Below are 13,717 nucleotides of genomic sequence, written 5' to 3'. Positions count from 1 at the left end.
AGCGGTGATTGGATGCGGCAACTTTATTTACGCGATCATGATACGGATCTCCACGGAACTACTGTTATTCGTAACTATCAAGGACGATCGTTATATCTCTTGGTGGGTAAATGGGGCGCACTTCATGACGTTTTATCTTTATATTCAATTTCTGGCGACTTACTTGCCGAGGTAAAGCAGCTCAGCTTTGGAATAATTCCAAAGTTTGCCTTATTTAGGGATCGCCAAAAAGTAGGAACGGTTAGTAAGTCCCTTGGTTTCGTTCGTGAGGTTATTTATATTAAAGGACTCAACTGGGTTGTCGTTGGCTCGCCATTCTCGGGAAAGTACCGCGTTTTTAAAAAGAATCACCTTGTCTTCTCAATCCAACCCGTTGCCTTTACCGGCGATTATTATCACGAATTAAAAGTGAAAAATGAAGAAGATGAACCGCTTGCGATTCTTGTTGCTAGCGTTCTCCAACATTGGGCTCGTCGCAAACAATCATCCCCACTCCGCGTCCATTGGGGAAGCGTTGCTACAGGTAACGACGCTTGTCTTGGGTATCAAATTGAACCATCCCAATTTAAAAAACAAAAATAACGATTAGATCTGCATAAGCAAAACAAGAGACTGACAGAATTGCTAGTCTCTTGTTTTGTTTATATGGTTGTATAGGCGGATGTAGATGAAACGTGTTTGCCGTGACCGCAACCTCCGCCTAGGGTTCTAGGCAACATAGTCAAGAACTGCTCGCCAGGAACTCGCTAGAGCCAGTAACCTCCTTCCTAGGCGCGAAACGCCTTCGTCAGGAGAAATTGCTGGCTTTCCGCAAGTTCTTTGCTGGCTCGCACTCTATTAAACGTGCTCAGCCTGATCTCCCTCAAGATAACGACCTCTCTCCTAGGCGCGAGTCGTCTTCGTCGAGAGAAATCGTTATCATCCGGGAGCTTTTTACGGCTTCGCACTCTTTCTCTAATAATGCTTCATCACTCGTTCCATCTCGCGGTTGGCTTCGCGGCGCTTGATGGATTCACGTTTATCGTATTCGTGCTTTCCTTTAGCAAGACCGAGAAGGACCTTTGCATAGCCGTGTTTAATGTACATTTTTAACGGAATAAGGGTAACTCCCTTATCCTGAAGAGCACCGGTCAATTTATGAATCTCTTTTTTGTGGAGAAGCAGTTTGCGATTACGAAGTGGATCCTGATTGAAAAAGGTTCCATTATCATATTCACTAATATGAACGTTCATTAACCATGCTTCGCCATTACGAATCTGAGCAAAGCCATCTTTTAGGTTAACCCGGTGTGCTCGTACAGATTTAATCTCCGTCCCCGTTAAAACCAGACCTGCTTCATAAGTGTCAGTTACAAAATAATCATGACGGGCCTTTTTATTTTGAGCAATTAAATTATCGTTATTTTCATGTTTTTTGGCCATGGAATCCCCCCATCAGGTCAAAATATTAGTGTCGACGTCGATGATGTCCTTCAATATCACGAGAATTGTTGTGGTGACGAGTCTGTCCACGATTTATTTGTCGGTTATTTCGATTACCGTTTTCGTGACCATCGTGTTTCCACTTTCCTTGTGTATTCCGGAAGTGACCATCATTTCGCTTATGACCACCATTACCGTGACCGTGCCGATTATTTCCCCGACGACCGCCACGACGATCATCATTATGGGGAACCCGAATCTTGGTTGTTGGTGCTTCTTCAGGGTTAACTAATTGGAAATCAACTTCACGTAGATCCTTGTCAACCCGAACTAGTTTAACCTTGATTGGCTGACCAATTTGGAAAATTCGGTGGTGGCTACGACCAATTAAAGCCAAGTGCTTTTCCGAATATTCATAGTAATCATCATTCATAACACTGATGTGGACGAGTCCTTCAACAGTATTCTCTAATTCAACAAACAGGCCGAACTTCATAACTGAACTAACAACTGCATCAAAGGTTTCCCCAACATGGTCCTCCATGTATTCGGCCTTCTTCATGCTGTCAACATCACGTTCAGTATCAATTCCCCGGCGTTCTGTAAATGACGTATGCTCAGCAATCTCTGGCAGACGGTCACGCCAGGCAGCCTTTGCGTCCTCACCTTTACCATGCTTTTCATACCACTTGATTAAACGGTGAACCGTATCATCAGGGTACCGCCGAATTGGTGACGTAAAGTGTGTGTAGTATTTTGCACCCAGACCAAAGTGACCAACTTCTTCATCAGCATACTTTGCCTGTTGCATACTCCGTAACATCATTACTTGAACCATCTGTTCTTCCGGCTTTCCGGCAACCTGTTTCAAAACATTTTGAAGCATTTTTGGCTTAACATTATTAATGTCACCATGAGCATTGATTCCGAAGACGCTCAAAAATTCAAAGAAGGACTTTATCTTCTCATTATCAGGTTGTTCGTGGATCCGATAAAGGAACGGAACATGCTCCTTGTAATAATGTTCAGCAACGGTTTCGTTAGCAGCAAGCATAAATGATTCGATCATCCGCTCTGCTAATCCCCGTTCCCGAAGTTGAATATCAATTGGGTGCCCCTGATCATCGACAATGATCTTTGCTTCCGGTGCCTCAAAGTCAATTGCACCCCGGCGTTTCCGTGCATTTAACAGGATCTTGTGAATGTCCCGCATGGTTTCAAACATCGGAACTAAATCCTTGTACTCAGCCATTGTCTTAGCGTCATGGGATTCTAGGATCCGATTAACTGCCTTGTAGGTCATTCGCGCGTGGGAACGCATTACACTTGGAAAAATCCGGTGCTTAATAATCCGTCCTTGCTCATCAATCTCCATTTCACAGCTCATTGAAAGCCGTTCCTCACCTGGATTAAGTGAACAAATACCATTAGAAAGCCGTTTAGGAAGCATTGGTACTACCCGGTCAGTTAAGTAAACTGAAGTCCCCCGCTTAAATGCTTCCTTATCAAGGGCGGATCCAGGCTTAACATAGTGACTGACATCAGCAATATGAACTCCAAGATGATAGTGACCGTTATCCATCTTCCACGCAACAACCGCATCGTCCAGATCCTTGGACTCAATTGCATCAATTGTTACTAATGGCTGATCGGTAATGTCTACCCGACCCTTCTTTTCTTCAGGAAGGACTTTCAATGGAATTTTATTAGCTTCATCCATTACCTCTTGAGGGAATTCATGAGGAACGTCGTGGGCATAGATCACCGAAAGAATATCAATCCCCGGCTCATCCTTATCACCAATCACTTCGTTAACCGCACCAGTCATTACTTGCGGTGCCTCATCATCAGGATAGGTAGCAACAGTTGCGGTAACTACTTGGCCATCCATCGGTTTTAATCCCTGATCATTGACGAAGAACCGGTAGTTAGATAACTTTTTATCCTTTAGAAGAATTTCACCAATATAATCACCGACAGTTTCCTGCTTAAATTCACCAACGATCTGATCGTAGTTATGTTCAACAATTTTAACCACTTGGCCTTCAGGACCCTGGTCACTCCCTGGCTTAGCGGGACGAAGAATTTTTACTTCAACCTGATCCCCATTTAAAGCGTGCATTGTATGATCAGGATTAATGTACATGTCCGGTAAGTCAGGATCATAGTCAACAAAGCCAAAGCCCTTATCATTAGCATGGAAAGTCCCGACAATTGCTTGGGGCTTAATCACAGCCTTAAATTCTCCGCGATCAGTCACTGTCACTTTCTTCTCACGTTCAAGTTCGGCTAATGCTTGAACAATTGGCGTAAAGGAATCAGCATCAGCCATCTTTAATGCCCGTCCTAGTTTTTCAGCCGAAAAACTAACATTGGCATTTTCCTTTAGGTAATCTAATATCTGATCTTTTAATTTCGTTTTTGTTGTCATATTACACCTCGAATGTTTTTTGTAGGAAGTCAGTAACGTCAGCGAATAACTGTCGGTGGGCATTGTTAACGGTAAGGACATGACCAGCCTGTGGATAGTAATGATAATCAACTGGAGTTCCTTGGGCTAATAACTTTTCTGCTAATTCTTTTCCAGAATGAGGATTAATCATTTCATCCCGACCACCTTGACCAATAAAAAATGGCTGGTGAATTTGCTCCAGGTGCTGATCTATTTCCCGGGTCATTTCGCTAATAGCAGTTAATTGTTTCGGCAACAATTGATTAATTTTTACAATCCGTTCGTTAATTTCTTGGGAACTTAATCCTGCTTTCTTATAATAAGCAGTTGCTAATTGTGGGAAAAATTGCGGAACATTTGATTGTCCCCAAGTAGTAACGGGAGACGCAAAAACTCCCCCGCCTACTAGGGTTGAATCATTCTCTAATGCCTTGGTAGCTAGTAATCCCCCTAATGACAAACCGAGGATCGCTATCTTCTCCATTCCCATATCCTTTAATCGCCGAATCGCAAATTGCGTATCAGTCCACCAATCTTCTGGACCGCTTTTTTCTAAGACAGTCAGTGGATCGCTCCCATGTCCAGTAAACACTGGAGCATAAATCGTATAATTCTGCCGTTCCAGGTGCCGTGCGAGCATCCGCATATCAGCACTACTACTCGTATATGAATGTAATAGAATAACCCCAAAACGACCGTGCGGAAATAAAAAGGGCTTCCCCGAACTAACTTCCATTATTTCTTACTCCTTAAAATAAAAAAGGCCTCCTGAATGCATGATACAGGAGGCAGTGCCGCTTTAGTGTGATGAAACAAAAACCAAGGCCAAAGCTAGGATAAAAAAGATCGCCCCGCAAATCGTAGTAACAACCTGCATAACGGCTTCAAATCCACGAGCCTTGCGCCGTGAGAATAAATCTCCAGCTCCACCTGTTAAAGCAGACATTGCATCATTATCGTTCTTAGCTGGTTGCATCATTACACATGCAATCAGAACTACACAATCTATTAAAAATAAAGTCATTAATGTGTTATACAAGGATTTTTCCTCCTAATAATTGCCCACTATATCTAGTACAGAATACCATACTCTTTGCCTAATTTCTACATTTTTGGTGCATGAGATGACCGTTCCAAAATTTCCTGAAGTTTATTTTTGTCGGAAATATTTGCTTGGATGAGCAAGGTATCACCAGCCAGAAGAACTGTTTTTCCATTTGGAATAATTTTATCTTCTCCACGATAAATAAGGGAAACAATACAATCAGCTGGCCATGAATAATCCGCTATTTGGCATCCATCAAGTTCTGATCCCGGATAAATTGTTACCGAAAGCGTCTCTTGGTGGAGTGGCTTTTTATCAGTGCGTAGTCCGATAAAGTTTTCAAACATTGCGGTATAAACAGGTCTACCATGTAAAGCGTCAACCACGAGATAGGCAATAATTGAAACCATCGCTAACGGCATCAGGTGTGCTAACGAACCCACCATTTCTGTAATAAGCAGGATCGCGGTAAACGGAGCCTTACTAATGCAAGCAAAGTAACCGGCCATTGCGTAAATAATGAAATTGGGGAGGTATCGCGCGGGGAGAATTCCCACTTTAACCATTAATGTACAGTAGACTGCTCCCAAAACCGCTCCTAAAGTCAAAATCGGCAGGAAGATTCCTCCAGGCAATTGACTTCCGTAGCTAATCATTGAAAAGACAAAACGAAGAACAAACAAGCCGATAAAAAGAGTTAGGGAGAAAGGCAGTAATCTTAACTCAGCAATTAACTGGTTCCCACCACCAAGAGTATAAGGAAGATACCAAGCAACCGGGATAACTAAAAGAAATGGGATAACTGGATATGCTGAAGGTTTAAGCCATGTTAACTTCCCTGACCAATGATCAAGTCGCAAGATAACGATTTGATAAAGCCGGCCAAGAAAACCAAGGGCAATTCCTAAAATAATTAAATGCCAATATAAGCCAACCGGCAATTCATATTGATATGGAACATTTAACACTGGCTTGAGGCCAAAGATGGTCATGGAAACCATATTTGAACAAAGGGAACTAATAAAGGTTGCCAACCAAATTAATGGCGAAAAATTATGATAAACTTCCTCCAGAATAAAAATGGTACTTGCAATCGGTGCATTAAACGCTGCCGCTAATCCAGCAGCCGCACCACTAGCAATTCCGACACGACGGTTAAGCGAATCAACATGGGCCGTTTCGGCAACCCCCTGACCAATCGTTGCACCTAACTGGATTGACGGTCCTTCACGGCCAAGAAACAGGCCAGAACCGATGGCAAAAATTCCGCCAAGATACTTCCGCCATAAAACTGGCCACCATTTTTCGTCAAATTGGCACTTTAACTGACCTTCGACCTGGGGAATCCCGGATCCTTTAATATTTGGATACCGTTGTGCAAGCTGTCCCAAAATTAAGGCGAGAATTACCGAGCCAATTGCCCAATAAATTAGTCCCGTTGGATGATGATGAAAATACGCAAAACTCACACTAACGAATTCCAAAAAATGTTGAATGATTAACCGAAACGTACTAACCACTAACCCAGTCAACAAGCCAATAATAGCGGCACGAATCATTTGCTTAAATTGGTTATCCTGGTTAACAATTGCTTCCTTATTCATTATTTCTCCTAACTTTCCCCTAAGATTCACCCCAGTATTGTACTACATCTCCAAAGAAAAAGCAGGTAATGGATAGTGATTAGTCCAAAACCTGCTAGTTAAGATCTTATTCAGCTGTTGTTCTCTTTAAGCCATGACGAATCAGGTAAACAATTGTTGCAACGATCAGGACAACTGCCCCGACAATAACAGAAATTCGGGTGTCCGGATTAATGAACATAAAGATCACAATCACGATCAGCATAATAAACGCAAAATAGTTAGAAAATGGGTAAAGGGGTAATTTGAATGGGTGATCCGTCATTAAGTCTGGGTTATTTTTCCGGAAACGCAACTCAGCAAGCAGAATAACAAACCACGGAATCATCCCCGGTAAAACGGACGAACTAAAGACAACCACAAACATATCGGAAGTTGAGTGATTATAAATCGAGGAAATCATATCAATGATAAACCCAATTAAAATTCCCCCAGAGATTCCAAGAATTGCTGCATCAGGGACAATTCGCTTAGAAAGACGACCAAAAATCTTTGGTGCATCCCCTTCGTGAGAGAGCTTAAACAGCATCCGGCTTGAACTGTAAATTCCAGAGTTAGCACCGGAAAGGGCTGCAGTCAGTACCACAAAGTTAATAATTGATGCCGCGGCAGTAATCCCCACCTTGGCAAAAGTTGATACGAATGGTGAGCCAACACTGCTTAACTTGTTCCATGGGTAAATCGTTACGATAACAAAGATTGCCCCAACATAGAAAATCAGAATCCGGAAAAGAACCGACTTAACGGACTTAATAATTGCTTCTTGCGGATCAGCGACTTCACCAGCAGAAATTCCTAGCAATTCAATTCCTTCATATGAACCAACGATGATTGACATTGAGAAGAAGAAACCGCTAATTCCACCCGTAAAGAAACCACCATGGGCCCAAAGATTACTAAAGCCAGTTGGGTGACCACCATTACCAAAACCAAAGAGGATTACCATGAAGCCCAGAAAAATCATGAAGATAATTGTAATAACCTTGATCATCGCAAACCAAAATTCTAGCGAGCCATACGCTTTAGCACTAGCAAGGTTTGCTAATACCAAGAAGATAATGATCACGATTCCGGCAATCCAGGTATGCATGTGCGGCCACCAAAATTTCAGATATTCAGTTGCCGCCACAACTTCTGACATACCAACAACAATATATTCAAAAACATTAGCCCATTTAGCAAGGTATCCTGCAAGCGGATGAACATATTCAGTTGCGTAATCCGCAAACGATCCCGTACCTGGATTAATGTAGATCATTTCTCCGAGAGCCCGCATAACAATGTAGAGGATTAAGCCAACAAATGCATAAGCCAAGAGTACCGATGGCCCGGTCCACTTAATTGTTGACGTTGAACCCATAAATAAACCGACACCAATTGCCCCACCTAAGGAAATCATTTCCATTTGGCCAGCGGTCATTGATCGCCGTAACTTTGGCGCAGAATTTTTCATTAGTATCAAATCCCTTTCTCAAATTATAACTTTTCAAATTATATTATATGAATCACTGATTGCCAAGAACTTTTCTAATCATTCTCTCATTATTAACTAGTTAAGCAAATAATAATTAACTTAATTAAGAAAGAAAGGCCACTAACGTAATAAAAACAACTAAAATGGCCAGTTGAACAAAAAATAGACCTTCCACAGCCAACTAAGATTGACTATGAAAAGTCTATTATTCTTTAACGTTAAACTAATTAACGGTTTTCGATGTCTTGACGAGCTTGTTCACTCAAGTTGTAGAAGGAGTGGATACCCTTGTATTGAGCAACGTCACCAAGTTGGTCTTCAATCCGCATTAATTGGTTGTACTTAGCAAGACGGTCAGTCCGGCTCATAGAACCAGTCTTGATTTGTCCAGCATTAGTAGCAACAACTAAGTCAGCGATGGTAGTATCTTCAGTTTCACCTGAACGGTGTGAAACGATAGCAGTGTAACCAGCTTCCTTAGCCATTTCGATAGCTTCAACAGTTTCAGTCAAAGTACCAATTTGGTTAAGCTTGATTAAGATTGAGTTAGCAGCACCCATCTTAATACCCTTCTTAAGGTAGTCAGTGTTAGTTACAAAGAAGTCATCACCAACAAGTTGAACCTTCTTACCAAGCTTGTTAGTAAGAGTTACCCAGTCATCCCAGTTGTTTTCATCAATTGGGTCTTCAACAGATACGACTGGGTACTTTTCAATGATTCCTGAAAGGTAATCAATGAATTCGTCAGTGGTAAATTCTTCACCAGTTGACCAACGAAGCTTGTACTTCTTGTCTTCGTCGTTCCACAATTCTGAAGCGGCAACGTCAAAGGCAATTGCAATGTCCTTACCTGGCTTGTAACCGGCATCCTTGATAGCCTTGATCAAGTATTCGAATGGTTCTTCGTTGTTAGCAAAGTCAGGAGCAAATCCACCTTCGTCACCAACAGAAGTTACCTTACCAGCTGCTTCCAATTCCTTCTTCAAAGCGTGGAAAGTTTCTGAACCCCAACGAATTGCTTCACGAACAGTTGGTGCACCAACTGGCATGATCATGAATTCTTGGAAGTCAACCTTGTTATCAGAGTGAGCACCACCGTTGATAACGTTCATCATTGGTGTTGGCAATACGTGAGCATTGAAACCACCAAGGTAGTTGTAAAGAGGAACTTGTAATTCGTCAGCAGCAGCACGGGCAGCAGCAAGTGAAACGGCCAAAATAGCGTTAGCACCTAACTTACCCTTGTTTGGAGTACCGTCTAACTTAATCATTGCCTTGTCAATTGCAATTTGGTCGGTAACTTCCATACCAACAATTTCCTTAGCAATAACGTCGTTAACATTAGCAACGGCCTTTAATACTCCCTTACCGCCAAAACGGTTCTTATCACCGTCACGTAATTCAACGGCTTCGTGTTCACCAGTTGAGGCACCTGAAGGTACGATTCCACGGCCAACACCACCAGCTTCAGTATATACTTCAGCTTCAACTGTAGGGTTACCACGTGAATCAAGAACTTCACGTGCATAAATATCTGTAATAAGTGACATTTGATGAATCTCTCCTCTGTCTTAAATTCGATAGCAATCGCGCTATTTCATTAATATTGTATTATTTTGTGCAACCAAAAACAAGCATTTAGTGGTTAACTAATTTTAAAAATGTTTCAGGATCCAGGCTCGCACCACCTACAAGAACCCTATCAATATCCTGACTTGACATTAAAGCATTGATATTACTAGTTGTTACGCTTCCTCCATAAAGGATTCGAACATCATTAGCAACGTCATTCCCATACATATAAGCTACCGTCTGCCGAATTAGGTAACACCCCTCTTCAGCTTCATCAGGGTCAGCGCTCTGACCAGTTCCAATTGCCCAACTTGGCTCATAAGCAATTGTAACGTGCCTAATTTCGTCGCTTGAAAGTCCCTTGGCATCGTAAAGAATTTGGTTTACAACCCAATGAACTTTTTTCCCTGCTGTTCGTCGTCCCATTGTGTCATCACAGCAAACGATGGGACAAAGATGGTCTGCTAACGCTGCTTTAATTTTTTTGTTGACGATTTCGTCAGTTTCATGAAAATACTTCCGACGCTCCGAATGTCCAAGAATCACATGGTGAATTCCTGCTTGGTAAAGGGCGTATGGACTTGTCTCACCGGTATATGCACCCTCATTTTTATAGTAGCAGTTCTCAGCAGCAATTTTCAGTGGAGAGCCTGCAGCAGCTTCTTTCATTGAAACTAACGATAATGTTGGCCCGGCTAGTGCAGTTTCCAACTGTTCTGCTGGTGGTAGCTGATCCTTTATTTTTTTAACAAAATCAACTGATTCAGCTACCGTTTTATGCATTTTCCAATTGCCAGCGATAATTGGCACCCTCATCAAAATCACTCCTTTAAACCGCAAAAAGCAGAATGGTCCCGTTTCAACCATTCCGCTTTATTATATATTACTTTTCAGAAATTGCAGCAATTCCTGGCAAAGTCTTACCTTCAAGGTAGGTTAATGAAGCCCCACCACCAGTAGAAATGTGGGTAAGTTGATCAGCAACACCTAATTGCTTAACAGCGGCAGTAGAGTCACCACCACCAACAATTGTGGTTGCATCGTTCAAAGTACCAAGGAACTTACCTACTTCAAGGGTTCCCTTAGCAAAGTTAGGCTTTTCAAAGACACCCATTGGTCCATTCCAAACAACTGTCTTAGCATCCTTCAAAACATTCTTGAATTCTTCAACAGACTTAGGGCCAATATCAAGAGCCATCCAGCCATCGTCAATGTCGCCTTCAACAACCTTAGTGTTGGCATCGTTATCAAACTTGTCAGCTACAACATTGTCAATTGGGAGAACGATCTTATCGCCAGCCTTATCAAGGATCTTCTTGGCAACATCAATCTTGTCTTTTTCAACAAGTGAGTCACCAGTCTTAATACCCTTAGCAGCGTAGAATGTGTAAGCCATTCCACCACCAATGATAATCTTGTCAGCCTTGTCAAGAAGGTTATCAATAACACCAATCTTGTCTGATACCTTAGCACCACCAAGAATAGCAACAAATGGACGTTGTGGATTATCAACGGCGTCACCTAAGAACTTGATTTCCTTTTCCATCAAGAAGCCGGCAGCAGCCTTACCTGGCATGTTAGTAGCAATACCAACATTAGAAGCGTGCTTCCGGTGAGCTGTACCGAATGCATCGTTAACGTAAACGTCACCTAATGAAGCCCAGTACTTACCTAATTCAGGATCATTACCAGATTCGCGCTTTACGTATTCGCCGTCCTTAACATCTTCATAACGGGTGTTTTGAACAAGCAATACTTCGCCGTCCTTAAGTTCGTTAATAGCATCTTCTAGTTCCTTACCTTCAGTAACTGGAACAAACTTAACGGGCTTGTCGAGTAATTCAGAAAGACGTTCAGCAACAGCCTTCAAAGACTTAGCAGGCTTGTCTTCTTCCTTCTTAATCCGGCCAAGGTGTGAGAACAGAATAGCCTTACCGCCATGTTCAATAACGTACTTAATAGTTGGTAAAGCAGCAACGATCCGGTTGTCATCTTCAACCTTAGTACCGTCGTCACTAATTGGAACGTTAAAGTCGACCCGCATTAAAACTTTTTTACCACTTAATGGTAAATCTTCAACAGTTAATTTTGCCATAAATTATGTTTCCTCCTTCTCTGTTAAGAAAAAGGGTGGTCGGAGTCTCCTCCTCCCACCTTTTTATACCGCTAATATTTCAGCGTTTCGGATTAAAGTTCAGCAAAGTGAAGCAAAGTCCGGATCATGTTGCAAGTGAAACCATTTTCGTTGTCGTACCAAGCAACAGTCTTAACTAATTGAGTACCATCTTCGCCTTCCATGATTTCGGTTTGTGATGGGTCAAATACTGAACCGAAAGTAGAACCAATGATATCGCTTGAAACAATTGGGTCTTCAGTGTAACCGTAAGCAGGGTTGTTTTCAGCAGCCTTCTTCATTGCACTGTTAACTTCATCAACTGAAACCTTCTTGTTCAAGATAGCAACAAGTTCAGTTAATGAACCAGTAGGAACAGCAACACGTTGTGCGTGACCTGAAAGCTTACCGTTCAATTCAGGAATAACAAGACCGATAGCCTTAGCAGCACCACTTGAGTGAGGAATAGTGTTAACAGCAGCAGCACGGTTGTTACGGAACTTCTTACTACGTGGTTGGTCAAGAACAGCTTGACTACCAGTGTAAGCGTGAACAGTAGTCATAGTACCAACCTTGATACCGAAGTTCTTGTTCAACCAGTAAGCCATTGGTGCAAGACAACTAGTTGTGCATGAACCAGCTGAAACAATCTTGTCTTCAGGCTTCAAAGTATCCAAGTTAACACCAGGAACAACAGTTGGAACGTTACCAGCAGGTGCAGAAACAAGAACACGCTTTGCGCCGGCATCCAAGTGAGCTTGTGACTTTTCTGCAGAAGTGTAGAAACCAGTACATTCAAGGACAAAGTCAACACCGTCGTTCTTTACCCAGGGAATGTTACGTGCGTCACGTTCTGCGTATACAGGGTATTCCTTACCATCAACAACGATACCCTTGTCAGTTGATGAAACTTCGCCATCAAAACGACCTTGAGTTGAATCGTACTTAAGTAAGTAAGCCAACATTTCTGGTGAAGTCAAGTCGTTGATAGCAACAACTTCAATGTCATCAGTGTTGAGTTCGTGAATACGACGGAATGCCAAACGACCAATACGGCCGAAACCATTAATACCAATCTTTACAGTCATACTGCAATTTCCTCCTTTAGGAAAAACATAATTAGTGTCTTTGCTAATTCAATCACATTTATACGATACTAACCACACTTAAGTAGTGTTAAGCATCTATACCAGATCATGATTTAGCAATTACAACCTTACGGTATTAATAATACTCACATTTCACTAACTTGTCTATCTAATTGACCTGAAAAGTTTGATTTTTCTTGTGAAAACGTTATCATTCTTGAAATAAAAATTTATTGTTGCAATTATGGCTAAAGTAAGATAATATAATATTTGTTGACGCGCCCTTAGTGTAATGGATCGCACGTGAGATTCCGGTTCTCGAGATCCGAGTTCGACTCTCGGGGGGCGCATTTTTATAAGAGGCAGGAAAGGCGAAATGCTTTTCTTGCCTCTTTCTATTTATCAGTAGTTTTCGGCCTTACTGAATCTAATCGTAGAAATCCAAATAGGTTCTTAAAAGGGTTGATTTACAATTTCCTCAATCAATTCACAATTTAGTTCTATGATAAATAAAGCCAAAAAAGGACCGGCACCATGTTGGAAGCCGCTCCCTTTTCTCTTATTAAATAAAAAAGGCTGACTAAATAAATTCGGTCAACCACTTATAATATTAAAATTACTTTTCTTCAGCTGGCTTTTCCTTAGCCCATTTACGAATAGCTTCAATCTTCTTTTCCTTTAATGCTCGCTTGTACTTAGGAGCAATTGGCCGACGACCTTGAACGCCGTATGGGTGTGCTTTACGCATAGCAAATGCCTCCTTATATATTAAACGTAAATTAATTAACGCTCCAATTATACCGGGCATGGATTTAAAAAGCAACCCTTCATAAAAGGCTATCTCTCGTCAGGATTATTATAGCAGCATTTACTTGAAGAAAAAATTTTTCTCAAATTAAACTAGACCA

The 13,717-nt window shown here is 41.7% G+C and carries 12 protein-coding genes; 1 reads left to right on the top strand and 11 read right to left on the bottom strand.

All coding sequences use genetic code 11. The annotated features are described in order from the left end of the window. Nucleotides 1-12: 12 nt before the first annotated feature. Complete coding sequence (locus N4627_RS01955) at nucleotides 13-582, top strand: LURP-one-related/scramblase family protein (protein WP_040531607.1); 570 nt, start codon at nucleotides 13-15, stop codon at nucleotides 580-582. Nucleotides 583-954: 372 nt separating this feature from the next. Here the strand turns inward: N4627_RS01955 and smpB are convergent, their stop codons facing one another. The 11 genes from smpB to N4627_RS01900 all read right to left on the bottom strand — a co-directional run bounded on the left by smpB (nucleotide 955) and on the right by N4627_RS01900 (nucleotide 13,557). Continuing rightward, nucleotides 955-1,422 (bottom strand): SsrA-binding protein SmpB, encoded by a 468-nt coding sequence (smpB, locus tag N4627_RS01950; protein WP_003717609.1) that lies wholly within the window; start codon nucleotides 1,420-1,422, stop codon nucleotides 955-957. A gap of 25 nt (nucleotides 1,423-1,447) precedes the next feature. Further along, nucleotides 1,448-3,853, bottom strand: a complete 2,406-nt coding sequence (gene rnr, locus N4627_RS01945; RefSeq protein WP_098045246.1) for a ribonuclease R — start codon at nucleotides 3,851-3,853, stop codon at nucleotides 1,448-1,450. Nucleotide 3,854: 1 nt separating this feature from the next. Continuing rightward, entirely contained in the window at nucleotides 3,855-4,610 is a 756-nt protein-coding gene (locus tag N4627_RS01940) for an alpha/beta hydrolase (RefSeq protein ID WP_003717607.1), read from the bottom strand. A 63-nt stretch (nucleotides 4,611-4,673) separates the two neighbouring features. Then, on the bottom strand, nucleotides 4,674-4,913 hold the full coding sequence (gene secG, locus N4627_RS01935) for a preprotein translocase subunit SecG (RefSeq protein WP_040531604.1): 240 nt from the start codon (nucleotides 4,911-4,913) through the stop codon (nucleotides 4,674-4,676). 65 nt (nucleotides 4,914-4,978) lie between these two features. Beyond that, on the bottom strand, nucleotides 4,979-6,523 hold the full coding sequence (locus tag N4627_RS01930) for a ClC family H(+)/Cl(-) exchange transporter (protein WP_098045248.1): 1,545 nt from the start codon (nucleotides 6,521-6,523) through the stop codon (nucleotides 4,979-4,981). A 106-nt stretch (nucleotides 6,524-6,629) separates the two neighbouring features. After that, nucleotides 6,630-8,015, bottom strand: coding sequence for an amino acid permease (locus N4627_RS01925; protein ID WP_040531598.1), 1,386 nt, complete (start codon nucleotides 8,013-8,015; stop codon nucleotides 6,630-6,632). Between the two features lie 248 nt (nucleotides 8,016-8,263). Next, nucleotides 8,264-9,586, bottom strand: coding sequence for a phosphopyruvate hydratase (eno, locus tag N4627_RS01920; RefSeq protein WP_003717603.1), 1,323 nt, complete (start codon nucleotides 9,584-9,586; stop codon nucleotides 8,264-8,266). Between the two features lie 88 nt (nucleotides 9,587-9,674). Further along, nucleotides 9,675-10,424: a triose-phosphate isomerase gene (gene tpiA / locus N4627_RS01915; protein WP_260964884.1), complete on the bottom strand. Its 750-nt coding sequence runs from the start codon at nucleotides 10,422-10,424 to the stop codon at nucleotides 9,675-9,677. A 67-nt stretch (nucleotides 10,425-10,491) separates the two neighbouring features. After that, nucleotides 10,492-11,703, bottom strand: a complete 1,212-nt coding sequence (locus tag N4627_RS01910; protein WP_003717601.1) for a phosphoglycerate kinase — start codon at nucleotides 11,701-11,703, stop codon at nucleotides 10,492-10,494. A 92-nt stretch (nucleotides 11,704-11,795) separates the two neighbouring features. After that, the gene (gap, locus tag N4627_RS01905) at nucleotides 11,796-12,809 is read right to left on the bottom strand and encodes a type I glyceraldehyde-3-phosphate dehydrogenase (RefSeq protein ID WP_003717600.1); all 1,014 of its coding nucleotides are present in this window, start codon (nucleotides 12,807-12,809) and stop codon (nucleotides 11,796-11,798) included. A gap of 616 nt (nucleotides 12,810-13,425) precedes the next feature. Beyond that, nucleotides 13,426-13,557 (bottom strand): hypothetical protein, encoded by a 132-nt coding sequence (locus tag N4627_RS01900; RefSeq protein ID WP_255372237.1) that lies wholly within the window; start codon nucleotides 13,555-13,557, stop codon nucleotides 13,426-13,428. Nucleotides 13,558-13,717: the final 160 nt, after the last annotated feature.

Source organism: Limosilactobacillus vaginalis, assembly GCF_025311515.1.
Lineage (GTDB): Bacteria > Bacillota > Bacilli > Lactobacillales > Lactobacillaceae > Limosilactobacillus > Limosilactobacillus vaginalis.
The sequence above is the reverse complement of the archived record's forward strand: the minus strand, read 5'-3'. Positions and strand labels throughout refer to the sequence as shown.